21 protein-coding genes and 3 pseudogenes are annotated in these 25,278 nt (G+C 71.4%); 13 read left to right on the top strand and 11 right to left on the bottom strand.

Features of this window, described 5'->3' with window-relative positions:
- The first annotated feature begins 135 nt into the window (after nucleotides 1-135).
- The 5 genes from ACIQCZ_RS16340 to ACIQCZ_RS16360 all read left to right on the top strand — a co-directional run bounded on the left by ACIQCZ_RS16340 (nucleotide 136) and on the right by ACIQCZ_RS16360 (nucleotide 3,934).
- Nucleotides 136-1,749, top strand: coding sequence for an FAD-dependent monooxygenase (locus tag ACIQCZ_RS16340; RefSeq protein WP_402282872.1), 1,614 nt, complete (start codon nucleotides 136-138; stop codon nucleotides 1,747-1,749).
- Between the two features lie 47 nt (nucleotides 1,750-1,796).
- Nucleotides 1,797-1,868, top strand: a complete 72-nt coding sequence (locus ACIQCZ_RS16345; RefSeq protein ID WP_324838480.1) for a putative leader peptide — start codon at nucleotides 1,797-1,799, stop codon at nucleotides 1,866-1,868.
- A 73-nt stretch (nucleotides 1,869-1,941) separates the two neighbouring features.
- Entirely contained in the window at nucleotides 1,942-2,493 is a 552-nt protein-coding gene (locus ACIQCZ_RS16350) for a cysteine dioxygenase (protein ID WP_402282873.1), read from the top strand.
- On the top strand, nucleotides 2,490-2,897 hold the full coding sequence (locus ACIQCZ_RS16355; protein WP_376211565.1) for a rhodanese-like domain-containing protein: 408 nt from the start codon (nucleotides 2,490-2,492) through the stop codon (nucleotides 2,895-2,897). The genes ACIQCZ_RS16350 and ACIQCZ_RS16355 overlap by 4 nt, the downstream gene beginning before the upstream one ends.
- A gap of 398 nt (nucleotides 2,898-3,295) precedes the next feature.
- The gene (locus ACIQCZ_RS16360) at nucleotides 3,296-3,934 is read left to right on the top strand and encodes a hypothetical protein (RefSeq protein WP_402282874.1); all 639 of its coding nucleotides are present in this window, start codon (nucleotides 3,296-3,298) and stop codon (nucleotides 3,932-3,934) included.
- A 95-nt stretch (nucleotides 3,935-4,029) separates the two neighbouring features.
- Here the strand turns inward: ACIQCZ_RS16360 and ACIQCZ_RS16365 are convergent, their stop codons facing one another.
- Nucleotides 4,030-4,677, bottom strand: coding sequence for a TetR/AcrR family transcriptional regulator (locus tag ACIQCZ_RS16365; protein WP_402282876.1), 648 nt, complete (start codon nucleotides 4,675-4,677; stop codon nucleotides 4,030-4,032).
- Nucleotides 4,678-4,838: 161 nt separating this feature from the next.
- On the opposite strand from ACIQCZ_RS16365, the gene ACIQCZ_RS16370 reads away from it, so the two are divergent.
- The 3 genes from ACIQCZ_RS16370 to ACIQCZ_RS16380 all read left to right on the top strand — a co-directional run bounded on the left by ACIQCZ_RS16370 (nucleotide 4,839) and on the right by ACIQCZ_RS16380 (nucleotide 8,768).
- Complete coding sequence (locus tag ACIQCZ_RS16370) at nucleotides 4,839-6,293, top strand: MFS transporter (RefSeq protein ID WP_402282878.1); 1,455 nt, start codon at nucleotides 4,839-4,841, stop codon at nucleotides 6,291-6,293.
- A gap of 223 nt (nucleotides 6,294-6,516) precedes the next feature.
- Nucleotides 6,517-6,996: a MarR family winged helix-turn-helix transcriptional regulator gene (locus ACIQCZ_RS16375; RefSeq protein WP_402282880.1), complete on the top strand. Its 480-nt coding sequence runs from the start codon at nucleotides 6,517-6,519 to the stop codon at nucleotides 6,994-6,996.
- 176 nt (nucleotides 6,997-7,172) lie between these two features.
- A complete protein-coding gene (locus tag ACIQCZ_RS16380) occupies nucleotides 7,173-8,768 on the top strand; it encodes an MFS transporter (protein ID WP_402282881.1) in 1,596 nt (531 codons plus the stop codon).
- Between the two features lie 564 nt (nucleotides 8,769-9,332).
- Here ACIQCZ_RS16380 and recX read toward each other — a convergent pair.
- Together recX and recA are read right to left on the bottom strand one after the other, a co-directional pair.
- Nucleotides 9,333-10,067: a recombination regulator RecX gene (recX, locus tag ACIQCZ_RS16385; protein ID WP_402282883.1), complete on the bottom strand. Its 735-nt coding sequence runs from the start codon at nucleotides 10,065-10,067 to the stop codon at nucleotides 9,333-9,335.
- A 3-nt stretch (nucleotides 10,068-10,070) separates the two neighbouring features.
- Nucleotides 10,071-11,195 (bottom strand): recombinase RecA, encoded by a 1,125-nt coding sequence (recA, locus tag ACIQCZ_RS16390; protein ID WP_391744749.1) that lies wholly within the window; start codon nucleotides 11,193-11,195, stop codon nucleotides 10,071-10,073.
- A 380-nt stretch (nucleotides 11,196-11,575) separates the two neighbouring features.
- Here recA and ACIQCZ_RS16395 point away from each other — a divergent pair.
- Nucleotides 11,576-12,439, top strand: a pseudogene (locus ACIQCZ_RS16395) (phosphotransferase).
- Between the two features lie 72 nt (nucleotides 12,440-12,511).
- Here ACIQCZ_RS16395 and ACIQCZ_RS16400 read toward each other — a convergent pair.
- Nucleotides 12,512-13,687: an AI-2E family transporter gene (locus ACIQCZ_RS16400; protein ID WP_402282939.1), complete on the bottom strand. Its 1,176-nt coding sequence runs from the start codon at nucleotides 13,685-13,687 to the stop codon at nucleotides 12,512-12,514.
- Nucleotides 13,688-14,071: 384 nt separating this feature from the next.
- On the bottom strand, nucleotides 14,072-14,266 hold the full coding sequence (locus tag ACIQCZ_RS16405) for a DUF3046 domain-containing protein (protein WP_351082710.1): 195 nt from the start codon (nucleotides 14,264-14,266) through the stop codon (nucleotides 14,072-14,074).
- Between the two features lie 79 nt (nucleotides 14,267-14,345).
- Between ACIQCZ_RS16405 and ACIQCZ_RS16410 the strand changes: the two genes are divergently transcribed.
- On the top strand, nucleotides 14,346-15,260 hold the full coding sequence (locus ACIQCZ_RS16410) for a hypothetical protein (protein ID WP_402282885.1): 915 nt from the start codon (nucleotides 14,346-14,348) through the stop codon (nucleotides 15,258-15,260).
- Nucleotides 15,261-15,304: 44 nt separating this feature from the next.
- On the opposite strand, the gene ACIQCZ_RS16415 is transcribed toward ACIQCZ_RS16410, so the two are convergent.
- From ACIQCZ_RS16415 to ACIQCZ_RS16425, 3 genes and pseudogenes are all read right to left on the bottom strand, one after another.
- Complete coding sequence (locus ACIQCZ_RS16415; protein WP_402282886.1) at nucleotides 15,305-15,610, bottom strand: AzlD domain-containing protein; 306 nt, start codon at nucleotides 15,608-15,610, stop codon at nucleotides 15,305-15,307.
- 122 nt (nucleotides 15,611-15,732) lie between these two features.
- Nucleotides 15,733-16,515: pseudogene (locus tag ACIQCZ_RS16420) on the bottom strand (AzlC family ABC transporter permease); the annotation flags it as partial.
- A gap of 10 nt (nucleotides 16,516-16,525) precedes the next feature.
- A complete protein-coding gene (locus tag ACIQCZ_RS16425; protein WP_402282887.1) occupies nucleotides 16,526-17,446 on the bottom strand; it encodes an AraC family transcriptional regulator in 921 nt (306 codons plus the stop codon).
- Between the two features lie 82 nt (nucleotides 17,447-17,528).
- Between ACIQCZ_RS16425 and ACIQCZ_RS16430 the strand changes: the two genes are divergently transcribed.
- The 3 genes from ACIQCZ_RS16430 (at nucleotide 17,529) to ACIQCZ_RS16440 (ending at nucleotide 23,874) form a co-directional block, all read left to right on the top strand.
- Nucleotides 17,529-22,196, top strand: a complete 4,668-nt coding sequence (locus ACIQCZ_RS16430; protein WP_402282889.1) for a DEAD/DEAH box helicase — start codon at nucleotides 17,529-17,531, stop codon at nucleotides 22,194-22,196.
- A gap of 75 nt (nucleotides 22,197-22,271) precedes the next feature.
- Nucleotides 22,272-23,072, top strand: a complete 801-nt coding sequence (locus ACIQCZ_RS16435) for a DNA-formamidopyrimidine glycosylase family protein (protein WP_402282891.1) — start codon at nucleotides 22,272-22,274, stop codon at nucleotides 23,070-23,072.
- A 37-nt stretch (nucleotides 23,073-23,109) separates the two neighbouring features.
- The gene (locus ACIQCZ_RS16440) at nucleotides 23,110-23,874 is read left to right on the top strand and encodes an SDR family NAD(P)-dependent oxidoreductase (protein ID WP_402282893.1); all 765 of its coding nucleotides are present in this window, start codon (nucleotides 23,110-23,112) and stop codon (nucleotides 23,872-23,874) included.
- Between the two features lie 112 nt (nucleotides 23,875-23,986).
- Here the strand turns inward: ACIQCZ_RS16440 and ACIQCZ_RS16445 are convergent.
- From ACIQCZ_RS16445 to ACIQCZ_RS16455, 3 genes and pseudogenes are all read right to left on the bottom strand, one after another.
- Nucleotides 23,987-24,187, bottom strand: a pseudogene (locus ACIQCZ_RS16445) (hypothetical protein); the annotation flags it as partial.
- 320 nt (nucleotides 24,188-24,507) lie between these two features.
- Nucleotides 24,508-24,693 carry a CsbD family protein gene (locus ACIQCZ_RS16450; protein WP_402282894.1) on the bottom strand — a complete coding sequence of 62 codons (186 nt, stop codon included), beginning with the start codon at nucleotides 24,691-24,693 and terminating at the stop codon, nucleotides 24,508-24,510.
- Nucleotides 24,694-24,875: 182 nt separating this feature from the next.
- Entirely contained in the window at nucleotides 24,876-25,259 is a 384-nt protein-coding gene (locus tag ACIQCZ_RS16455; protein WP_351086112.1) for a helix-turn-helix transcriptional regulator, read from the bottom strand.
- Nucleotides 25,260-25,278 lie beyond the last annotated feature (19 nt).

Genomic DNA, 25,278 nt, shown 5'->3' on the forward strand with positions numbered 1-25,278 from the left:
TTGCATACGTTCTGTGATCGCGCCCCCAGCCCCCGCCGCCGCCACACATACTCCGCCGCCTACCCCTCTTTCGAGCCGTCGGCTCCTTTCGTCCGCGTCCTCGGCGTCGTTCGCACGGATCCGAGGAGCCGCTCCGTGGACCCGGTGATCGTCGTCGGCGCCGGGCCCGTGGGCCTGACGCTGTCGCTCGCCCTCGCGGCACAGGGCGTTCCCTCCGTCCTTCTCGACGAGGACCCGGCCAAGGACGAGACCCGTCCGGCCCGGACGGTGGTGCTGCGCGACGACACCGCGGCCCTGGTGGAGCGGCTCGGCTGCAAGGCACTCCACCACGAGAGCATCCGGTGGTCCGGCTGGCGGTCCATGCGGCGCAGGCAGCTGGTGCGCGAGCTGTCGCTCGGCGAGGAATCCCCCGAGGGCGATCCGTTGCCGGCCCCCATCCATCTGCCGCAGCACGTCCTGACGCGCGGGCTGCGGGACGCGGTGGCCGCACAGGAGCTGGTGCGGGTGGCACCGTACAGCCGGATCGACACGCTGGAGCAGGACGCGACCGGGGTCACGGTGCGCACCAGGGAGCCGAACGCGACCTGGTGGCGCGGGAGTTACCTGGTGGGCTGCGACGGCGCCAGGTCCACCGTGCGCAAGCTCCTCGACATCCGCTTCCCGGGCAGGACGGCGGTGGAGCGGCACGCCGTCGCGGCGCTGCGCGCCGAGCTTCCCTGGCCGGGGCAGGCCGTGCTGCACCGGCTGCCGCCCTGGCGCACCGGGGGCGCCGAGGTGACCGCACGACCGCTGCCGGACGGCGCCTGGCGGCTGGACTGGCTGCTGCCGCCGCGCGGTGAGCTCGTCACTCCGGATGCCTTGATCACCCGGATCCGGGACACCCTGGCGGGCTGGTGCGGCGAGACACCGCCGTACGAACTGCTGGACACGGGCGTGTACACGCTGCACCACCGGCTCGCCCTGCGCTGGCGGGTCGACCGGGCCTTCCTGGCCGGGGACGCCGCCCATCTGCTGGGCGCCCTCGGAACCCAGGGGCTCGACGAAGGACTGCGGGACGCCGAGAACCTGGCCTGGAAGCTGGGCCAGGCCTGGCACCACGGCGCCTCGGACGTACTGCTGGACAGTTACCAGGCGGAGCGCCGGGCGGCCGTCGCCGCACGGCTGCGCGCCGCGGACCAGTCGCTGCCGATACTGCGCGGCGGCGGAGGTCTGCGGACCCTGGTCCCGGGGAGCGCACGGGGGCACGACTCGCTGCTCACCGACGGACATCTGGGCCGGGGCCCGCTCGGTGCGCCCCCCTCGTACTCGCACTCGCCCCTTGCGCCCCCACGCGCCGAGGCGCACACGTCCGTGGATACGCCCCCTGGTGCGCCGGTCGCCGATGTACGGGTGACCGCACCCGACGGCACGACCGTGCGGTTGCACGAGCGGCTGGGACAGGGGCACCTGCTGGTGGTCCTGGTGGCGCCCGGCACAGGGGTGTGGGACCGGCGTCACTGGATGAGCGCGGGTGTCATGCCCCGTCTGGTCGCGGCCGTCGACGCGATGCCGGTGAAGGGCGAACTGCTGGTGACCGAGAGCTATCCGGGGGCGGCGGCCCACACCGTGCTGCTGATCAGGCCGGACGGTCATCTCGTGGCGTCGTTCGGCGGGGTCCGGCCCCGGGAGCTCTTCGCGGCGGCGGACACCGTGCGCGGCGGACCGGCGCGCGGCTCGGTACGCCCGGACCAGACTGCGGGCATCAATTGACCGCCGCGGGCGCGCATGGTGTACTCCGGAACGTGACCGACACCGATGTGCGCCTGTGGCGGAGGGTCCATATGGACCTCGTCCGCTATGCGGGCTGCGTGTGTCGCCCGGCCTGCTGAATCGCCTCTCCCTGCCCCGCCGTGCGCTCCACCGTGCGGCCGGGCATCCGCGCGAACTCCCAGGACGGTCCCTGTGTCTGCCCCTTCATCACCCTCTGTACGCACGCCCGCATCCGTACGCGGTCGTGGCTCCGGTCCGTCGGCAGCGGAGCTGCTCGAATTCGTCCGCCGCGTCGCCGCCGACACCGAGATCGTCGCCTCGCTCCCGCTCGACCCCGAGGGCCGCACCTGGATCCCTCTCGAAGGGCCCGGCGGCAGCGAGGCCTGGCTGATCGGCTGGCCGCCCGGCAGCGGCACCGGCTGGCACGACCACGCCGACTCGATCGGCGCCTTCACCACCGCGGCCGGCACCCTCAAGGAGCTGTCGCTCGCCGCCCGGCTGCCCACCGACGGCTGGAAGACCCTTGAACTCACCGAAGGCATCGACCGTTCCCGGCACTTGGCCACCGGGCAGGGCAGGACGTTCGGCCGCCACCATGTCCACGAGGTGCTGAACGAATCCGGCACCGAGCACGCCGTCTCCGTCCATGCGTACTACCCGCCGCTGCCGCGGATCCGGCGCTACAGCCGGACCGGTGCGGTGCTCCGCCTCGAACAGGTCGAACGACCGGAGGACTGGCAGTGAGCGTCAGCCGTGGGAGCGGTTCGGGACCGGTGGGGATCGACGAACTGCTGGAACGGGTCCGGGCAGGGTTCGTCCGGGTCGGCCCTCAGGAGGCGATCGCCGCCGCCGCGGACGGTGCGCTGCTCGTGGACATACGCTATGCGGAGCTGCGGGAACGGGACGGACTCATTCCGGGCGCGCTCGTCGTCGAGCGCAATGAACTGGAGTGGCGGCTCGATCCACAGGGCAGCCATCGGGCTCCGGAGGCGGTGAGCCACGATCTGCGCATCGTGGTGGTCTGCAACGAGGGCTACGCGTCGAGCCTGGCCGTCGCGTCCCTGCGTCAGCTGGGACTGCACCGGGCGACGGATCTGATCGGCGGATTCCAGGCGTGGCGCGCGGCGGGACTTCCCGTCGAGGCGTGAGGGAGGGTCTCCGGGGCGGGACATCCCGCCCCGGAGGCGCCGTCCCCGGATCCGTACGTGCCGGGACCAGGGCTCCTGCTCCTGATCCGGGGCGTTCCCGCCCCGTGGGTGGGCACAACAGCCAGTAGGCAGGTCCCCCGCGCTCCGTGTTCCTGGTCACTCCGGGCTCCGTGCGGTGCGGAACCGCTCCCCGCCGCCCTTCGCGTCGGCCAGCGCCTCTCGTTCGGATCATGCCGGGCTCGCGCGCCCCGGCATCGCGCCGCGCCGCCCTCCGCGCCGTTCGTCGGCCCCGAATCCGCGGTGACACACCCGAACGCCACGCTCCGGTGGAGCGATCCCCGTAACCGACGGACATTCGGCTCAACGCCAAGGACCGACGTGACGGAGACCTCGCACCCATGCCGACGCCCACCCTGACTCCCGACCGGCTCGACGACCGGGTCGCCCGCCTCCACGACACCGGTGCATGGCAGCAGATCGTCACCGGATGGGATCTCACCGCCGCCGAACCCGCACGCCCCGTCTCCCTCGGCACCGCGGATCACCTGCCGGACCGTCAGCCGGCTGACTGGCGCGGCCTGCTGTCCGTACCCGTCGATCAGCTCATCGCCGAATCCGTGCGTGCTCTGCCTGCCGCCGCACCGCGCGAACGGCCCCTTCCCGGTCGGCTGGGCGCGATCCTCCCCGACCGGTTCCACTCCTGGCGGCGCATCGGGCAGCCCGAGGTGCGGCCCTCCACCCACCTCGCCCACGCACGACGGGTCCTGACCGAGTGGGGCTGGCAGAACACCCCGTACCGACTCCGCAACGCGCGCGGCGCCCGGTGCGTCTGCGGGGCCATGCTGACCGCACACCGTCTGGGCTACGGCTCCCTCGACACCGTGGACCGGGCGGGCGCCTGGCTCGTCGCCGAGCTCCGCTCACGGGGCTGGACGGGGCTGATCGGGCCGTGGAACCGGCAGCCCGGACGTACGGCCGACGAGGCGCTCGCCCTGATCGATGCCACCATCGAACGCGCCGCCCGCGCCGGGCAGTGACCCGCCCCAGGGCAGCCATGAACCGCCGGGTCCCGCGATCGACGAGGGCGTGCGAGGGCGGGGGCGCGGCCGGTGACCGGACGCTGCGCCTCGTCTCAGTGACGGGTGAGCAGCGCTTCGACCAGATCGCGCAGCGGCCCGGTGAGGTCCTGCTCGGTGGCCGATCCGAGCGGCTCCAGCCCCGGAGAGGCGCGCAGCACCGTGATACCGAAGGCCACGGACAGCACGAGTTGGGCGCGCAGGAGCAGTTGGTCGCCCGCGGGGTCGTCCGGCCGCCATCCGGCCGCCGCGGCGAGCCGTTCGCTGAATGTGCGCAACAGGCCGGTGCGCATCTGCTCGGTGCGCTCGTCTCCGGAGGAGCGCAGCAGCAGGAGAAGGGCGTCCCTGGGACCGTCCACGGCGAGCACGCCCGCGGTGTGGCTGACGATGATCTCCGGGATCTGTTCCAGGTCGGCCACCGTGCGGGCCGCGTGGACGAGTTCGTCGATGACCGCCTTCAGACAGGCTTCGAAGAGGCCTTCCTTGGACCGGAAGTAGCGGTTGATGAGCGCAACGTTGACGCCGGCGTCATCGGCGATGTCGCGCACGGTGGTGGCCGCGTACCCGTCGTACGCGAAGCGGCGGCGGGCCGAGTCGAGCAACAGCCCACGGGTCCTGGCAGCGGCACCCCGCCGGGATGGCGGCGGGCTGTTGTCCGTCGGCGTCAGGGGCGCGGGACCGGCCTGGGAACTGCTGGCTTTCATGGCTGTCCTCTCTCTGCTCGAACGGTACCGCCCGCGCCGCGTGTAAACAGATGTTGACCTCACTCCCGCACCTGCCCTAGCGTCTATGTAAGCAGATGTTTACTTATGGCTCCGGGCGAGCGAAAGATGCCCGGCGGCCCCCTCACCTTCTGGAGTCCCGAATGGACGCCCCCCAGCCCACGGCCCGCACCGGCGGTGTGGTCGCCACGCTGGCCCTCGCCGGCATCACTGCCGCGATCATGCAGACGCTGGTCACGCCGCTCATCGCGGAGCTGCCCCAGATCCTGCACACCACCTCGTCGAACGCGGCATGGGTGATCACCGTCACCCTGCTGGCGGGGGCGATCTGCGTACCGATCTCCGGGCGCCTCGGCGACCTGATCGGCAAGCGCCGCATGCTTCTCGCGTGCTCCGTACCGCTCGTGGCCGGCTCACTGGTCTGCGCCCTCGCCTCCTCCGTCGTCCCCATGATCATCGGGCGCGGGCTGCAAGGCATGGGCATGGGCATGGTGCCCCTGGGCATCGCCCTGCTGCGCGACGTGGTCCCGGCGGAGAAGCTCAGCTCCTCCATCGCGCTGGTGAGCGCCTCCATGGGCATCGGGGGCGGGCTCGGCCTGCCGATCGCCGCGGCGGTCGCCCAGTACGCCAACTGGCGCGTGCTGTTCTGGGGCTCCACCGTCCTGGCCGTGCTGATCGCCGCGGCGATCTGGTTCCTCATCCCCGACGTCCCGCCCGGCGCCAAGGGTCAGCGCTTCGACACCCTCGGCGCGGTCGGCCTCGGCGCGGGACTGATCTGCCTGCTGCTCGCCGTGTCGAAGGGCGCCAACTGGGGCTGGGGTTCGGCGACCACCCTCGGACTGTTCGCCGCCGCCGTCGTGATCCTGCTGGCCTGGGGCGCCTGGGAACTGCGCACTCGGGACCCGCTGATCGACCTGCGCACCACGGCCCGCCCCCGGGTGCTGCTCACCAATGTCGCCTCGATCTTCGTCGGCTTCGGAATGTACGCGAGCATGCTGGTCGTGCCGCAGCTGCTCCAGTTCCCGGAGGCCACCGGTTACGGCCTGGGCCAGTCGATGCTCGCCGCCGGCCTGTGGATGGCGCCCGGCGGCGTCATGATGATGATCGTCTCGCCGTTCGGCGGGAAGCTCACCGACGCCCGCGGCCCGAAGTTCACCCTGATCTGCGGCGTCCTGGTGCTCGCCGCCGGGTACGGCCTGTCACTGATGCTCATGGGCTCCGCGTGGGGCCTCATGCTGGCCCTCATGGTCATCAACAGCGGAGTGGGCCTCGCCTACGGTTCGATGCCCGCACTGATCATGAGCTCGGTGCCGCTCTCCGAGACCGCCGCCGCCAACGGGTTCAACACCCTCATGCGGTCACTGGGCACCTCGGTCGGCGCCGCCGTGATGGGCGTGGTCCTTTCCCAGCTGACGGTCACCATGGGCGGTCACACCTTCACCTCCGAGAGCGGCTTCCGCACGGGCCTGATCATCGGCTGCGGCATCGCACTGGTCGCCGCGGTCTTCGCGAGTGTCATCCCGGCCGCCCGCGCCATGTCGAGCGCCGACGGCGGGAACAGGGCGGCCGCACCCGAGCAGGCCACGGCCGAAGTCTGATCCGGGCGTCAGCCCCTCAGCGGCTTCCGTCGACCCCGCCGGCCCCCGCAGCGGAGGGCCGGCGGAAGCCGCCCGGCGCCACCCGGTACGTCGGCCGACGAGCCTCCGGGCGGCGTACCGCGCACGGGAGCAGGACCTTGTCCGTCGGCACGGATGTACCGCACACACAGAGGCCCGATACATCCTTTGACATAGCTATGGCTTCAGACTAATATGTCGGACCATGTCCGATTCCCGCGCGTCCGTCCAGGATCTCGACCGTGTGGCCTCTGCGCTCGCGGCGTGCCTGCCCGCGCTGAACCGGGCTCTCGACCGGCGGATCGCCCAGGACTTCGAGCGGCCCAAGCCGCCCGAGGGACAGCTCGCGCTGCTGCGCTTCGTGTCGCAACAGGAGGGCGCCACCGTGCGCGAGGCCGCCGACGCACTGCTGATGCGGCCGAACAACGTCAGCGCGCTCGTCTCCCAGCTCACCGAGCAGGGACTGCTGGAGCGCCGACAGGACACCGGCGACAAGCGGATCGCCCACCTGTATCCGACCCCCAGGGCCCGGCGGGAGCTGGCCGAGGTCCGACGCCTCGAGGGCGCACACCTCGCCCATGCCCTCCGGTCCCTCACCGACGGCGAGATGGACGCTCTCGGTTCGGCCGTCGGTGCGCTGACATCGCTCACGCGCCATCTGCGCCCCGTGCCCGCCGCCGAGTAGATCCCCGCGATTCCCCATCGGGGACACGACCGACCGTGCGCACGGCCTTCTCCGTGCCCGCGGGAATCCCCCGTGCCCGGAGGCAGGTCCGAATCCGGCCGCACCGGCGGCCGGGGCCCGGCGCGCCCTGTTCCCGCCCCGATTCCCGTAGCACTCCCGACAGACAAGGCACCTCCATGCCGTCCACCACCGTGGATCACTCATCCCTGCCCGCCGCGTCACCGCCGGACGCGAGCCCGCGCCGGGGCAGACGCTCCAACCCCTGGCTGACCCTCCTTGCGGTCGCTTTCGGCCTCTTCATGGTCCAGCTCGACGCGTCCGTCGTGGCGATCGCCAACCCCGAGATCGGCCGCGCTCTCAAGGCGTCGACCGCCGGCCTGCAGTGGGTGACCAACGCCTATCTGCTCGCCCTGGCGGCCTCGCTGATCCTGGGCGGCAAGCTCGGCGACCGCTTCGGACGGCGCACCTACTACCTGGTCGGCGTCGTCGGGTTCACCCTCGCGTCGGTCGCCATCGGTCTGTCGGGCTCGATCGAGGGCGTCATCGCCTTCCGCGCGGCACAGGGCTTCTTCGGCGGCCTGCTGATGCCCAACACACTCGGCCTGCTGCGCGCGGTCTTCCCACCGCGGAGGTTCGGCATGGCCGTGGGCATCTGGGCCATGGTCTCGGCGGTCTCGACCGCGCTCGGCCCGATCGTCGGCGGCCTGCTGATCGAGCACATCGACTGGGAATCCGTCTTCTACATCAACGCCCCCATCGGCGTGATCGCACTCCTGGTCAGCGCTGCTGTGCTGCCGCAGAGCAAGAACGCGACCGGCCGCCGGCACCGCTTCGACGTCCCCGGTGTCGTGCTGCTGGCGCTGGGGCTGCTGTGTGTGGTCTTCGGCGTCGTCAAGGGTGAGACCTGGGGCTGGTCCTCGGCGGGCACTCTGGGGTTCGTCGCGGCGGGCGTGCTGATCCTGGCCGCCTTCGGCTGGTACGAGAACCGGATCGAGCACCCACTGCTGCCGATGCGGCTGTTCCGCAACCGAGCGCTGACCACCGGTACGGTCATCACCGCGCTGAACTTCTTCGTGATGCTCGGCCTGATCTTCTTCGTGATGCTGTACCTGCAGAACGTGCGGGGCTTCACCCCCGTCGGGGCCGGTGTGCGCACGCTGCCGCTCAGCCTCGCCTCCCTGGTGGCCTCTCCCCTGGGTGCGGCCCTGACCGCCCGCTTCGGACCCCGGCTCTCCATGCCTCTGGGCATGCTGCTCCAGGCCGCGGCCGCCTTCGCCATGCTCACCTGGGACACCGGCTCCTCCTACGCCACCATGTGGCCGCCGTTCGTCGCGCTCGGCCTCGGCGTCGGCATGGTGCTGTCCGCCTCCTCCGACGCCATCGTCGGCCAGGCACCCGTCGAGGACGGCGGGGTGGCGGGCGGCATCCAGGCCACCGCTCTGCAGATCGGTGGCGCACTGGGCACGTCCGTACTGGTCTCGCTGATCAGCAGCCGGGTCGGCTCGACACTGAGCGGCGAGCTGACCGGGGCAGGGGTGCCGGCGGAGGTGGCTGCCGGGATGACGGAGGCCAAGGACGCGGTGGCGATGGGGGTCGCGCCGGTCTCGCCCGACATGCCGGCCCGGCTCCGGGCGGCCGTCGTGGAAGGCAGTGGCCAGGCCTTCATGAACGGTGTGCACACGGCCGTCGCCGTCACCGGGGTGCTCTGCCTGCTGGGCGCCGTCATCGCGGCGGCCGGCCTCCGGCACGCCCCGGCGGCCGCACGGCACTGAACACCGACGGCTCGTGTCCGCCCCGGCCGGAGCGGACACGGGCCGTCTCCCACCGCCTCATCCGCCTGCCGCTTCCCGAGATCGACGCGAAGTGCCCTGTCGTATGCGACCGGCGCGGGCTGCTTCCCGCGAACTGCTTCCACCGTCCGATCACCCCCCGTCCCCGACCCCGCGGAGGGCCGACCGCCGGGCCGTCCGCCCCGGGTTCAGCCGCGGATCGGAGCGGGAGCGGATGCACAACGCCGAACTCCGGAGCCGTACGACCGATCTCGATCCCCATAACGACAGGCTCCGGTCCTGCACGACGGCCCTGATCGCGCACGCCAGTCCCACGCTCCGGTCCCACACGACGGCCCTGATCGCGCACGCCAGTCCCAGGCTCCGGTCCTGCACGGCTGGCCGTGCCCGGCAATGCGCCTTCCGCTGTCCCTCGCCCGCGCCTCGTCGGCACGAAGCAACCCGGGTGGTCCCGTACCCGGACGGTCCCGTACCCGTCCGCCCCGTGTGCCTCGCCCGCCCCGTGTCATGGTTCCCCCACGTTCATCGCGCGGTGCGGGCCGCCGTTCAGAAGGGCTCGTCCAGGCCCTCCGTGTCCTCGCCCTCCTCCTCCAGCGCCTGCCGCACCACGCGCAGGGCCATGCCTTCCCCATATCCCTTGCGGGCGAGCATGCCCGCGAGTCGGCGCATCCGCTTGTCCCGGTCCAGGCCGCGAGTGGAACGCAGCTTGCGCGCGACCAGCTCACGGGCCGTCTGCTCCTCCTGCTCGGAGTCGAGCTGCCCGACCGCCTCGTCGATGACGGCGGAATCCACCCCCTTGGTACGCAGTTCACGGACGAGCGCGCGGCGCGCCAGCCCTCGTCCGTGATGCCGGGACTCCACCCAGGCGTCCGCGAAAACGGCATCGTCGATCAACCCGACATCCTCGAAGCGCGACAGCACTTCTTCGGCCGCCTCATCCGGGATCTCCCGCTTGCGCAGGGCATCCGCGAGTTGCTTTCGGGTGCGTGGCGTCCCGGTGAGCAGCCGCAGACAGATGTTGCGCGCCTGCTCGACCGGGTCTCGCGGCTCCCCCTTCTCGGCCCTCGACGAGGAAGGGGAGCCGCTGCTCCTGGAGCGGGAGCGGGCACGACGCCCCGCCCCCTCACCGAATCCGGCGTCCGAGCCGGTGCCACGGCCTGGACCGGCCTCCGGCTCGTACCCGCCTTCGGACTCGGCCGTGTGTCTCGTGACGGCGAACCCGGGACCGGTACCGGCGCCATCGTCATGGGCGCTGACCGGCCATTCCGTACGACGCGTCACGGTCTAGCTCTTGGCCGCAGCCTTGGCCGGCTTGGTCTTGCCGGCCGGAGCGGGCACCGACTTCGCGCTGTCGGCCGGAGCCGCGGCGCCGCCTGCCGCATCCGCACCGGCTTCGCCGGCATCGGCATCCGGCCTGACGCCGACCCCGAGCTTCTCAAGGATCTTCTTCTCGATCTCGTTGGCGAGATCGGGGTTGTCCTTGAGGAAGTTACGGGCGTTCTCCTTGCCCTGTCCGAGCTGGTCGCCCTCGTACGTGTACCAGGCGCCCGCCTTGCGGACGAAGCCGTGCTCCACACCCATGTCGATCAGACCGCCCTCACGGCTGATGCCCTGGCCGTAGAGGATGTCGAACTCGGCCTGCTTGAAGGGCGGCGCGACCTTGTTCTTCACGACCTTGACACGGGTGCGGTTGCCGACGGCGTCGGTGCCGTCCTTCAGCGTCTCGATCCGTCGGATGTCGAGGCGCACCGAGGCGTAGAACTTGAGCGCCCGGCCACCGGTCGTGGTCTCGGGCGAGCCGAACATCACACCGATCTTCTCGCGGAGCTGGTTGATGAAGATCGCGGTGGTCTTGGACTGGTTGAGCGCGCTGGTGATCTTGCGGAGCGCCTGGCTCATCAGGCGGGCCTGCAGACCCACGTGCGAGTCGCCCATCTCGCCCTCGATCTCCGCACGCGGCACGAGCGCCGCGACGGAGTCGATGACGATCAGATCGAGGGCGCCGGAACGAACCAGCATGTCCACGATCTCGAGAGCCTGCTCACCGTTGTCCGGCTGGGACAGGATGAGGCTGTCGATGTCGACGCCGAGCTTCTTCGCGTACTCGGGATCGAGGGCGTGCTCCGCGTCGATGAAGGCCACCGAGCCGCCGAGCTTCTGCGCGTTCGCCACCGCGTGCAGCGTCAGCGTCGTCTTACCGGAGGACTCCGGTCCGTACACCTCCACCACACGGCCGCGCGGCAGTCCGCCGACGCCGAGGGCCACATCGAGGGCGGTCGACCCGGTGGGGATCACTTCGATCGGCTCGTTCGGCCGCTCACCGAGGCGCATCACCGCGCCCTTGCCGAATTGCCGTTCAATCTGTGCGAGTGCGGCGTCCAGCGCCTTCTCGCGGTCGGTTCCTGCCATGGGTTCCACCCGATTTGCTTGAGTCGATCGCTTCACGTCAAAGACGCTAACCCCTGCCACTGACAATGGGCCTCGACGTCCTCCCGGCCTGTGGACAACTCCACGGTCGGGCCCGGGAAAACCCGGCCGGAATCCCATAAGAATGGATGTTCGATTTTAGTGTCAAGCGCACCGCGCCGGACCGAACCGCCCCTCAAGTGTCCCTGTCCTGTGCCACCGAGGTCTTGGCCGTCGAAGGTTGATGATCGTGAGTTCGTGCAGTCGAAAGTTGAGCGGCACTGAGTGCTGGGGGTCACAAACGGTGGATCACCGTCCGGCTATCGTCGCTCCGCATGGCCCATACCGAGATCGAGATCACTGCGGAGTAGGTCCGGGACCTTCTGCGTGACCAGCACCCTGACCTGGCCGATCGCCCTGTGACGCTCGGCGCTCGTGGTTGGGACAACCAGCTGTGCCGGCTCGGCGACGACCGCGCCGTGCGGTTGCCCTGGGCGACGCTGTCTGCGGACGCGCTCCTGCGCAAGGAGTATGCCTGGCTGCCCTCCCTCGCCCCGCGGCTTCCTCTGCCGGTCCCCGTCCCGCAGCGCCTCGGCGAGCCCTCCGAGCGGTTTCCGCGCCCCTGAATCGTCACCACGTGGGTGCCGGGCGAGCCCGCCGACCCCGCCCCCGCCACGCGGGCCGCGGAGGCGGCCGACACCTTGGCCGCCTTCCTGACGGCTCTTCACCGACCTGCTCCCACCGGGGCGCCCGCCAGTCATGATCGCGGGGGGCCGCTGGCCGGCCATGCCGAGGGGTTCGCCAAGATGCTCGCCTCGGCCACCGAGCCGGGGCTGATCCCCGACCCGGACGCCGTCCGCGCGGTCTGAGAGAACGCCGCCGCCGCGCCCGACCGGGCGGGCCCAGCTCTGTGGCTCCATGGCGACCTGCATCCGGCCAACGTTCTCACCGCGGACGGCACCTTCTGCGGTGTGATCGACTTCGGTGCCCTCTTCGCAGGCGATCCGGCCTGCGACCTCGCCGCCCCTTGGGTACTGCTGCCGGACGGCGCCGCCGACCGCTTCTACGGGACCTATCAGCCGACCCCGGACGCCGCGACCTTGCGTCGCGCCCGCGGCTGGGCGGTGCTGCGCGCCCTCGCCTGCATATTCATCGGAGATGCCGGCATCCACGGCCGCCCCGGAGGCCCTGGGAGTTCGAAGACACACGCTCAGGGTTCGATGGTCACCGGACGCGGATCGACGTGACGCAGGCGCGACCCTCCCCGCTCCGCCGGCCCCGGGAGCCCGGCGTTCGCCGGCCGGGCGCCATCGAGGCCGTCAGGCACGCTCCGGTTCCTCCGGTGTCCCGGCCCCGCCCGGTCCGCCCCGGGCCTCATCGCTCTCGACGCCCCCCAGGGAGCGGCGCAGCCGTGCGAGCACCGTCCCGCCACGCTGCTGATGATGGCGGCCGTGCACCCGCGGGTCGTCCGTCACGTCGTACCGCTTCACATAGGCACCGAGGAACGCCTGGAGCGTGGCGACGGCCGGAATCGCGATCAGCGCGCCCACAGCGCCCATCAACGCCGTGCCCGCGATGACCGATCCAAAGGCGACTGCCGGATGGATGTCGACGGTCTTGGCGGTGAGCTTGGGCTGCAGCGCGTAGTTCTCGAACTGCTGATAAACCACGACGAAGCCGAGCACCCACACGGCGTACCAGGGGTCGACGGTGAACGCGATCAGCATCGGCAGGGCGCCTGCGAGATACGTACCGATCGTGGGGATGAACTGGGAGACCAGTCCGACCCAGATGGCGAGCGCGGGTGCGTACGGAACGCCCAGGATCACCAGCAGGATGTAGTGCGCGATCCCGGAGATGAGTGCCATCAGGCTGCGCGAGTAGAGATAGCCACCGGTCTTGTCGACCGCGATCTCCCAGGCCCGCAGGACCTCGGCCTGCCGGGCGGGCGGCAGTACGGAGCACAGGGCACGCCGCAGCCTGGGGCCGTCGGCGGCGAAGTAGAACGAGAACAGGAAGATCGTCAGAAGACGGAACAACCCTCCGAGCACAGTGGTGGAGATGTCGAGCACCCCGGTCGCGCTGTTCTGGACATACTTCTGCAGCCAGTCCGAGTGCAGCAGGCTGTCCTGGACCTCGACGCGGGAGAGCTCGGTGTGGAAGTTCTGGTTGACCCAGTTGATCACCGAGTCCAGATACTTCGGGAACTCCTCGACCATGTCGACTATCTGGCCCGCGAGCATGGATCCCAGCAGTACGACAAAACCGGCGGCGGCTGTCAGTACGACAAGAAAGACCAGGAAGGTGGCCATGCCGCGACGCATGCCGCGCGCTGCCATCCGGCTCACCGCGGGCTCGATGGCGAGCGCCAGGAAGAACGCGATCAGCACGTTGATCAGCAGCCCGATGAGCTGGTCGAACGCCCAGCTGCCGAGCTGGAAACAGGCGTAGAGCGTCAGGGCGAGCACCATGGCACGCGGCAGCCATGCGGGCATACGGGTCGGCCCATTGCCGGACGGCGCGGCCGGCGAGGGGGACGGGGCGGGCTGGGGGAAAGTCGTCTGGGTCTGGGCTGTCTCGTCTGTCGGTGACACGGCTCCAGTCTCGCCTACGGCAGTGACAAACAGCGGCCCGCCCCGGACAACAGCACAGGTCCGGCCGCTGACGAGCCGGAAATCGGCGCCTGTCGGCGGGGACGACCGAGCCGACCGGGCTCAGCGGTCGTCGGCGGGGACGATTGGACCGGCCGGGGCTGACGAGCCGGAAACCAGCGCCTGCCGGCGGGAGCGACTGGACCGGCAGGGTCGGCGTTCATCCGCGGGTGCGACCGGACCGGCCGGGTCGGCGTTCATCGGCGGGAGCGACCGGACCGGCCGGGATCAGCGCTTGTCGGCGGGAATGTCGACCGCCGCACAGACACCGCGCCAGACATCCTTGGCGTCCCAGCCCGCGGCCAGCGCCTGGTGCACCGTCCGTCCGCCCAGCTCGGCCATCACATGATCGCGCGCGAAGGAATCGGCGTAACCCGCGCCGAAGTGGTCCGCCATCCGTTCCCAGAAAATCGTCAACCGCATGACCTCAGTATCCCGCTCCTGAGAGTGCAGCCGGGCCGCTACGTCTTGCCGAGAGCGCTTACCGCCCTACGGTCGGTCCATGGCTGGAACCGGAACAAGTCCCCTCAACCGCGCCGAGCAGTTCATTTGGCTCACGGCCCGTGCCCTGGAACAGCGGCGGTTCGCCCATCACTTCCTGGAAGGAAGTGCGGATGCCGTGGAAACGGCACTCGCCGCCTATCTGAACGAGGACGGCGGGTACGGGCACGCGCTCGAACCCGACCTGCGCGGCCCCGTCAGTCAGCCGCTGCACACCGCACACGCGCTCAACGTCCTCGATTCCATCGGCCACTGCGGCGGGATCCGGGTGGAGCGGATCTGCCGCTTCCTGACCGAGGTGTCCACCAAGGAGGGGGCGCTGCCCGCTCTCCTGCCGTCGCAGCGCGGCTATCCGGCCGCGCCGTTCATCCCGATCCTCGACGACCCACCCGCGGAACTGTTGGCCACCGGCCCCGTCGTCGGGCTTCTGCACCGTAACGCGGTGTGGCATGCCTGGCTGTTCCGGGCCACCGATTTCTGCTGGGCCGCGATCGACGCCCTGGACCGGTCGCATCCGTACGAGATCGAGGCGGCGATCGCCTTTCTGGACGGCGCTCCGGACCGGGCCCGCGCGGAGGCCGCGGCCGACCGGCTCGGCCGACTGGTGCGGGACCAGCGGCTCGCCGTGCTCGATCCGCAGCGGCGCGCGGAGTACCCGGTGGCGGCCGGATACGCACCGGCCGAGCAGCACTTCCCGTACGACTACGCCCGTACACCCGACTCGCTCGCCCGCCGCTGGTTCACCGACGAGGAGCTGGAGCGCTCGCTCGACCATCTCGCCGCCGAGCAGCAGGCGGACGGCGGCTGGCCGGTGAACTGGCGGCAGTGGGCGCCGGGAACGGCTCTGGAGGGGCGCCCCATCGTGACGCTCAAGGCGCTCATGACACTGCGGGCCCATGGACGCAGCCTCGACTGAGACGTGGAGCGACGAATCGGGGAGCGTGAGCCCGACCGCGGTGTCTAACCGAGGGCGCGTACCCCCGCGGTGACGCCCACGGCGGCCCCCACGACCACGAGGAAGGGCGCGCGGAGGACGAGTGCGAGCGCCGCCGCGGCGAGCCCGGCGCCCCTGGCGTCGAGCGTCAGGTGCCGGCCGGCTCCGAACGTCTGCTGCGCGGTGAGGGCGGCCAGCAGTGCCACGGGCAGGAGCGCGGCGAGCCGCTGCACGAGCGGACGTTCCAGGACACCGGCGGGCACCAGGAGTCCGAGCAGTTTGGCGAGGTAGCAGCCGACGGCGGTCAGCGCGATGGCGATCCAGACGTTCATCGGTTCTCCTCCACCGTGGTCGTGTCCGCGGTTGTCGTACCCGCGGTTGTCGTGTCCGCAGTTGTCGTATCCGCAGTTGTCGTCTTCACCGTGGCCGAGTCCGCCGTGTTCGTCCGCGTCGTGGCCGTGCTCCCGCTCGTTCCGTTCCGGCGCCCGCCCAGGAAGAGGACGGCGGGTGCGGCGAGTGCGGACACCAGGACGGGGACACCTGCGGGCAGAACAGGCAGCAGTCCGAGCGCCAGCAGAACCGCGACGGCGGCGGTGATCCGCTCCGTCGTGGTCCTGAGCATCGGCGCGAGCAGAGCGAGGAAGACCGCGGGCGACGCCGCGTCCAGCCCCCAGGCGTCGGTGTCGCCGAGCGCCTCGGCACCGAGGGCCCCCAGCAGCGTCGTCAGGTTCCACAAGGCGTAGAGGGTGAGTCCGGTGACGGCGAAACCGATCCGTGCGGCCCGCCGGGTGGGCTGCGGCAGTGTGACGGCGGTGGTCTCGTCGATGACCCACTGGGCGGCGAAGGGGCGGAGCGTGCGCGGAAGCGCGAGAAGCTGCGACAGCCGCAGGCCGTAGAACGAGTTGCGTACGCCGAGGAAGAAGGCCCCGGCCGCCGCGGTGTACGGATTGCCGCCCGCGGCGAGAGCGCCCACGAGAGCGAACTGCGAGGCGCCGGTGAAGACGGCGAGGCTGAGCGCGCAGGTCTGCAGCAGGCTCAGCCCGGAGCCGGCCGAGGTCACACCGAACGCGAAACCGGAGAGTCCGACGGCTGTGCCGACCCCGAGTGCGTCGCGCACCACGGCCGCGTCCGACTTCGTCGCAGCCACGTCCGGCTGCGCCCCGGGGAGCGCCGGGCTCCCGTGGGGCGGGCCGGCTGCTCTGCCGACGCCCTCTGGAAATGTTGTCTGTTCTGCCACGGCCGGAACGTTACGGGGGCAGATCCTGACCGGTCTTGTACGTTCTTGCACGTTCGCGCTGGTTCCAGGTCCTTGCACGTTCGCGCTGGTTCGTTCTCGCACGTTCGCGCTGGTACGCGCCGGGTGGCACCCCCACAATCCGGGTGAAATGACGATTGAGATGCGGCTGATCGGTGAAGCCGACCTCGGCGGCCGCCTCCGCGGGCGCCCTCCCCTTGTCGAGCATCCGGCGTGCGGCCCGCACACGGGCATCGGTGAGCCAGGCGTGCGGAGGCATCCCGTACTGCTTCTTGAAAGCTCTCAGCAGCGCGAACGGACTGGTGCCGAGTTCCGCGGCCAGCGCGGCCAGCGTGGGCGGCCGCACCATCCGGTCCTCCAGCAGCACGCGGGCCCGCGCGGCGTCGCGGGCACCGGCCGAGCGGGGCGCGTGCACGGGCAGCGCGCCGCCGTGCCGGCTGAGCAGCCGCGCGACCATGACCCGCAGCACGGTGTCGGCGGCGAGCGCGTTGCCCTCCTCCGCGGCCCGGTGGACCTCACCGATCAGCCGGGCCGCGTACGCGTCCACGACGCTGGTCTCGGCGAAACCGACCGTGCCGCGCAGGCTCGTCGTATCGGCCGCGATGTCGTTGATCACCCGCGCGGACGGGTACAGCGTGGCGTACACCCAGCCCTCGGGAACACCCGCGCGGGCGGTGTGCGGCACCTCCGGATTGATCATGACGACGACTCCGGGACCCGCGTGGACGGTGCCGCCCGGCAGCCCGACGTCCTCCACCCCGCGGGTGATGGTGCCGAGGACATACCCCTCGTGGCTGTGGCGCGGGAAGGTGTGGCGCACGTACCGGGCACGCAGCAGATCGAGGCCGGGCAGCTCCGCGTGCTGCCAGTACCTCGCCCACTCTCCCGACCCCGGCTCCGGTCCGGCTCCCACGGGCGAATTCTCGCAGGCCCCGCGACAGGGTCGACGGTGGCCGTCACGGCCGTTGTCAGTGGCGGGGTGCACGATGGGGGACATGGCCGGCTCTGCGCTCGATTCGTTCTCCCCCGCGACCCGCGGCTGGTTCGCGGGTGCCTTCAGCGCGCCCACCGCCGCGCAGGAAGGCGCCTGGCGCGCGATCGGCGAGGGCTCGGACGTGCTGGTCGTCGCGCCCACCGGCTCCGGCAAGACCCTGGCCGCGTTTCTCGCCGCGCTGGACGGGCTGGCGTCCGTCCCGCCGCCCGCCGAGGCGAAGAAGCGCTGCCGTGTGCTGTACGTGTCGCCGCTCAAGGCCCTCGCGGTCGATGTCGAGCGCAATCTCCGCTCACCGCTGACCGGCATCCGCCAGGAGTCGATGCGGCTGGGGCTGCCCGAGCCCGAGGTCCGCGTGGGAATCCGCTCCGGCGACACCCCCGCCGCCGAGCGTCGTTCGATGGCGACCCGGCCGCCGGACATCCTGATCACCACGCCCGAATCGCTGTTCCTGATGCTGACCTCCTCGGCCCGGGAGGCGCTGTCCGGCATCGAGACGGTGATCCTCGACGAGGTGCATGCCGTGGCGGGTACGAAGCGGGGCGCGCACCTCGCCGTATCGCTGGAGCGTCTCGACGAACTGCTTCCGCGGCCCGCCCGTCGGATCGGGCTGTCGGCGACGGTGCGTCCGGTCGACGAGGTCGCGCGATTCCTCTCACCGCAGCGGAAGGTGGAGATCGTCCAGCCACCGTCCACCAAGCGGTTCGACCTGTCGGTGGTCGTGCCGGTCGAGGATCTGGGCGAACTCGGCGGCTCGCCCGCCACCGACACCGACCAGGCGGGCCAGGCGGACAAGCCGTCGATCTGGCCCCACGTCGAGGAACGCATCGTCGACCTCGTCCAGGAGCATCGCTCCACGATCGTCTTCGCCAATTCCCGCCGCCTCGCGGAGCGGCTGTGCAACCGGCTCAACGAGATCGCGTACGAGCGGCTCACCGGTGAGACGATCGCCGAGGCCCACTCCCCCGCCGAGATCATGGCCGAGTCCGGCGCGGCGAAGGGCGCCCCCGCGCTGCTCGCCCGCGCCCACCACGGCTCGGTCTCCAAGGAACAGCGTGCCCAGGTCGAGGAGGACCTCAAGGCGGGGCGGCTGCCGGCCGTGGTCGCCACCTCCAGTCTGGAGCTGGGCATCGACATGGGAGCGGTCGATCTGGTGATCCAGGTGGAGTCGCCGCCGTCGGTGGCCTCCGGTCTGCAACGGGTCGGCCGGGCCGGGCATCAGGTCGGTGCGGTCTCCACCGGCGTGGTCTTCCCGAAGTACCGGGGCGATCTGGTGCAGGCGGCCGTGGTCACCGAGCGAATGCGCGAGGGCTCCATCGAGGCGCTCCGTATCCCGTCCAACCCGCTGGACGTGCTGGCCCAGCAGCTCGTCGCCATGGTCGCCCTGGACAGCTGGCAGGTGGACGAACTGCTGGCGTTGACGCGTCGCGCCGCCCCCTTCGCGTCCCTGCCCGAATCGGCGTTCACCGCCGTGCTCGACATGCTCGCCGGCCGCTATCCGTCCGACGCCTTCGCCGAACTGCGTCCGCGTGTGGTCTGGGACCGGGTGGCCGGTACGGTCACGGGCCGCCCCGGTGCCCAGCGGCTCGCCGTCACCTCCGGGGGGACCATCCCCGACCGTGGGCTCTTCGGGGTCTTTCTCGCCGGTGCCGACCCCAAGAAGGGCGGTGGCCGGGTCGGTGAGCTGGACGAGGAGATGGTGTACGAGTCCAGGGTCGGCGACGTCTTCACGCTGGGCACCACGTCCTGGCGGATCGAGGACATCACCCGCGACCGGGTCCTGGTGTCGCCCGCCCCCGGTGTTCCGGGCCGGCTGCCGTTCTGGAAGGGCGACCAACTGGGCCGTCCGCTGGAGCTGGGACGTGCGCTGGGTGCGTTCCTCCGGGAAATCGGCGGGATGTCTCCGGAGGATGCCCGGCAGCGCCTGCTCGCCGCCGGCCTCGACGTCTGGGCCGCCGACAACACCTTGTCCTACATCGACGAACAGCGCCGCGCCTGTGGTCATGTGCCGGACGACCGGACCATCCTCGTCGAGCGTTTCCGTGACGAGCTGGGTGACTGGCGGGTCGTCGTGCACTCCCCGTTCGGCGCGCAGGTGCACGCCCCCTGGGCGCTGGCGCTGAACGCCCGCCTCGCCGAGCGGTACGGACTGGATGCCCAGGTGATGCATGCCGACGACGGCATAGTGCTGCGATTGCCCGACGCGGACCTGATGGGCCTGGACCTCCTGGACTTCGATCCGGTGCAGGGCGCGGCGCAGGACCCTGTCCGGGATCCGGTACCGCTGCCGGGCCCTTCGTACGACAGCGAGCAGCCGCCTGTCGGCGCCGGGGACGTGACCTTCGACCAGGGTGAGATCGGTCAGATCGTCACCGACCAGGTAGGCGGATCAGCGTTGTTCGCCTCACGGTTCCGCGAGTGCGCGGCGCGGGCCCTGTTGCTGCCGCGACGCAGCCCCGGCAAGCGCACCCCGCTCTGGCAACAGCGGCAGCGCGCCGCGCAACTGCTCCAGGTCGCCTCCGAGTTCGGCTCGTTCCCGATCGTCCTGGAAGCGGTCCGCGAATGCCTCCAGGACGTCTTCGACGTCCCCGGGCTCACGGAACTCATGGGTGACCTCGAAGCCCGTCGGGTCCGGCTGGTCGAGGTGACCACCCCGGAGCCCTCGCCCTTCGCCCGCTCGCTCCTGTTCGGCTATGTAGCCCAGTTCCTGTACGAGGGCGACTCGCCCCTCGCCGAGCGGCGGGCCGCCGCGCTCTCCCTCGACTCCCACCTCCTGGCCGAACTCCTCGGCCAGGCCGAGCTGCGCGAGTTGCTGGACGCCGATGTCCTGACCGAGCTGGAGCAGGAGCTCCAGTGGCTGACCGAGGACCGCCGGGTCAAGGACGTCGAGGGGGTGGCCGATCTCCTCCGCGTTCTCGGCCCGCTCACCGAGGCGGAGTTGGTCGAGCGCGGCGCCCGGCCTCCATGGGCTCCGGAGCTCTCCGCCGCCCGCCGGGCCATCCGGGTCCGGATCGGCGGAGCGGACCACTGGGCCGCGATCGAGGACGCGGGACGGCTGCGCGACGCGCTGGGCACCGCCCTCCCGGTCGGCGTGCCCGAGGCCTTCACCGAACCGGTGAAGGACCCCCTCGGTGATCTCCTCGCCCGGTACGCCCGTACGCACGGGCCGTTCACCTCCACCGAGGCCGCCGCACGTTTCGGCCTCGGCACGGCCGTCACGGACGGCGCACTGCAGCGGCTCGCCGCGACCGGCAGGATCGTGCAGGGCGAGTTCCACCCCGCCGGCATCGGTCAGGAGTGGTGCGACGCGACCGTGCTGCGCCGACTGCGCCGCCGCTCGCTCGCCGCGCTCCGCCACGAGCTGGAGCCGGTCCCGCCGACCGCCCTCGCCGGATTCCTTCCGCAGTGGCAGCACCTCGGCAACAACAGCTTGCGCGGAATCGACGGACTGGCCCGCGCCATCGAGCAGTTGCAGGGCGCGCCGGTCCCCGCGTCGGCTCTGGAGAAGCTGATCCTGCCGAACCGGGTCACGGGCTACACCCCCGCGCTGCTGGACGAGCTGACCACCACCGGAGAGGTCGTCTGGGCCGGGGCGGGTGCCCTTCCCGGAAAGGACGGCTGGCTCTCCCTCTACCTCGCCGACAGCGCACCTCTGCTCCTCCCGCCGCCGCACCCGCTCGAACTCAGCGCGTTGCACGAATCCGTCCTGACCGCCCTGAGCGGTGGCTACGGACTGTTCTTCCGGCAGATCTCCGATCAGGTCCGCGCCACCACGCACCCGGACTGCACCGATCCGCAACTGGCGGACGCCGTATGGGACCTGGCCTGGTCGGGCCGGCTCACCAATGACACACTCGCCCCGCTGCGTTCGCTCCTCGGCTCCGGTCGCACGGCGGGGTCGACCGCCCACCGCGCCAAACGGAGCGTGCCGCGCGCGCGTTACGGCTCGCTCACCGCCGCCGCCCGGCCCGCGTCCCGCACCGGCCCCCCGACCGTCTCGGGCCGCTGGTCCCTGCTCCCCGTCATCGAACCCGACCCCACGCACCGTGCGCACGCCCTGGCCCGCACCCTCCTCGACCGTCACGGGGTGGTGACCCGCGGCGCGGTCCAGGCCGAGGGTGTCGAGGGCGGCTTCTCCGCCACATACCGCGTCCTCTCCGCCTTCGAGGACAACGGGCAGGCCCGGCGCGGCTACGTCGTCGAGGGCCTGGGGGCGGCCCAGTTCGCGATGGACGGGGCGGTCGACCGGTTGCGTGCCATTTCCACCGCACACGACCGTACACAACCGGGCGCCGCCTCCCACGCCTTGGTTCTCGCCGCGGCGGACCCGGCCAATGCCTACGGCGCGGCGCTGCCCTGGCCCGAGCCGCCGGACGGTGCCGGGCACAAGCCGGGCCGCAAGGCCGGCGCCCTGGTGGTGCTGGTCGACGGCGAGCTGACGATGTACATGGAGCGCGGCGGCAAGACGCTGCTGGCCTGGCCCACCGATCCGGAGGATCCGACGCTTCTCGCGGCAGCCGCGGCGCTGGCGGCCGCCGCCCGAGCGGGGGCGCTCGGCACGGTCACGGTGGAGCGCACCAACGGCGCCTCGTCCCTGACCTCTCCCCTCGGCCGCACATTGGAGGCAGCCGGCTTCCTGGCCACGCCGAGAGGACTCCGTCTGCGCGCCTGAACCGCCGCACGCCTCGCGCCCCCGGCGCTCCGTTCACCTCGCGCCCCACCGTCCCGCACCCCGCATCATGGAGGCATGCCCGAAGGAGACACCGTCCTGCAGACCGCCGGACGTCTGCGCACCGCGCTGGCCGGCCGGATCCTCACCCGCTCCGACCTGCGCGTCCCGCGGTTCGCCACCGCAGACCTCACCGGCCGGGCGGTTCTGGACGTCGCTTCGCGCGGAAAGCATCTCCTCACCCGCCTCGAGGGCGGTCTCACCCTCCACAGCCACCTGCGGATGGACGGCGCCTGGCGGGTCTACGCCCCTGGTGAGCGCTGGCGCGGCGGACCCGCCCACCAGATCCGCGCCGTCCTCGCCAACACGGAGCACACGGCCGTCGGCTACCGGCTCCCCGTACTCGAACTCCTCCGCACCCGCGACGAGGATCAGGCGGTCAGACATCTCGGCCCCGATCTGCTGGGCCCCGACTGGAACCCTGACACCGCTCTGCGCAATCTGCTCAGCGACCCCGCCCGCCCCCTCGGTGAGGCCCTCCTGGACCAGCGCAATCTTGCCGGAATCGGAAACGTCTACACGGCCGAGCTCTGCTTCCTCGCCCGTGTCACACCTTGGCTCCCCGCCGGCGACCTGGCCGCCCCCACCGCCGCCGGCCTCGTCACCACGGCCAAGCGGCTCCTCGAAGCCAACCGTGACCGCCCCATGCGCACGACCACCGGTGCCGTACTCCGCGGACACGGCCCGCACGAAAGGCTCTGGGTCTACGGCAGGACCGGCCGGCCGTGCCTGCGTTGCGGCACACCCATCCGCACGGCGGACCAGGACTCCCGACCCGCCTACTGGTGTCCGCGCTGCCAATCGGGCCCCACACACTAGTTGACGATCCGTCAGATCCAGTCGTAACGTCCCGGTCATGTCCCTCACCGCGTACGACCTCACCGGCCGCTCCGCGTTCATCACTGGCGCGGCCGGCGGCATCGGCCGCGCCGGAGCCGTCCTGCTCGCGGCAGCGGGCGCCACCGTGCACTGTGCGGACCGCGACGAGAAGGGCCTGCTGGAGACCCGGGACCTGATCGCCGAAGCGGGTGGCACATCCCATGTACACACCCTCGATGTCACCGACCGCAGTCGGATCAGGGCCGCCGTCGCCGCCGCGGGCGACCTCGACATACTGGCTGCCGTCGCCGGGATCATGCATACGAGCAGCGTCCTGGAGACCGCGGACGAGGACCTCGACCGGGTGCTCTCCGTCAATTTCAAGGGTGTTCTGTCCGCCTGCCAGGAAGTGGCGCGCAGCATGATCGCGCGCGGCGCGCCCGGCTCGCTGATCACCATGGCCTCGGGGGCGGTCGACGCCGCAAGCCCGGGACTGCTCTGCTACAGCGCGGCCAAAGCGGCGGTCGTCCAGCTGACGAAAACCCTGGCGACCGAGCTGGGACCTCATTCGATCCGCGTCAACGCCGTCGCCCCGGGCTGGATCCGTACACCCATGACCGCCCGCCACGACGCGGACCTGCAACACCGGGCGGAGACCACGATGGCGCGGATGTCCCCGCTCGGCCGGGTCGGCGAAGCCGAGGACGTCGCCCATGCCCTGCTGTATCTCGCCTCCGACGCGTCGGCCTTCATGACCGGCCAGATCCTCCGCCCGAACGGCGGCGTAGCCATGCCCTGGTAGTCCGCCGAGCCCGGTCGACGCCGCGTATCGCAGCACCGGGCCATCGACCCGCGTAGCGCGTCCCGGCAGTAGAGCACCAACGCGCGCACCGTACCGGGACACCGGACCACCGTCCCGTGTCCGCATCCGCCCCGCCGGCCCCCGCGGACCCGGCGGTCGCGGCCGCATGCACGGGCAGAAGGCTCAACCCCCATCCGCCCGCCGCCACCGCACCCTCGACAAGCCCCGCATGGGCCGGTTCCAGCATGAGCCGCAGCACGGCCCACCACCACGCTCCGCCGAGAACGAGCGCCGGTACCCACCGCCGTACCATGGCTGCCTCCTCCGGCCGAACCTAGTCCGGTCCGCTCGCGCGGCGGGAGGGCGCACCGGTGCACCACCGGCGCGCAGTACGCAGCCGTATACCGTTGTGCGCTCTCGCCTGGAACTCCCCGAGCGTGCTGTGCCCTGCCTCTGCCGGAGACTCGCCGGCGGGGGCCCGATGCGCGACCCCTGTGCGATCACGCCGATCGGCGCCCTTCTCTCCGCAGTCTCACCCGGTAGTGCCCATACCGCATCCAGAGCGAACGACGCCGCGGAGGCGCTGAGCCCCCAACGCCTCGAACGGGGCCCGACAACCACGCTCAGTGCTTGTCACGGGCGGGGAGGCGATCCTTGACACCCGCAGTCCGTTCCCGAACCCCACTCGCGGCGTCCTCGGCCGGCCCCCTCGGCCCGGCCCGCCTTGCCTCCGGCCCCCTTGCGCCGGTCGCCGGTCATCCTGCCCATGGCCTCCTCGGCCTTGCCCTTGATCTCGTCCTTGGAACCTTCTTCAACCACCGCGGCCCCTTCGGGCACGGCGATCTGCCGCTCTGCCCCGTTCAGGGCGCACCTCCCGCTCCGAACGGTCCAGGCGCTCTCCGCCTGGCCCTCTGCACGCCCGGGATCACCCGGACATGCGTAAGCCCCGGCCTACCCCAGAGGGGCCGACCGGGGCTCCGATTCACACCGGACCGCGCGGGTCAGGCGGCGACGACATCCACCGCTTCCGCGGGCGCCTTGATGGTCACCCGTCCCGTCGGCACACCTGCGACCGACGTCACGGAGACGGAATTGAGCATGGGACGTACCGGCACAGGCACCTGATCGCCGGCTGCTGCCGACTCGGCCAGTTCGGCCAGCGACAGCTCATCGCTCACTTCACGCATGAGCTCGGACATCCGTACGTCAAGCGCGTCGCAAATGGCGGAGAGCAGTTCGGAGGATGCCTCCTTCTGCCCCCGCTCCACCTCGGAGAGATAGCCGAGCGAGACTCGGGCGGACGAGGAGACTTCGCGCAGAGTACGGCCTTGGCGCTGGCGCTGCCGACGCAGCACGTCACCAAGCAGGCGACGGAGCAGAATCATCGGTGGCTCCCTCCTCGGA

The sequence above is a fragment of the Streptomyces sp. NPDC093149 genome (assembly GCF_044754145.1).
Taxonomy (GTDB): domain Bacteria; phylum Actinomycetota; class Actinomycetes; order Streptomycetales; family Streptomycetaceae; genus Streptomyces.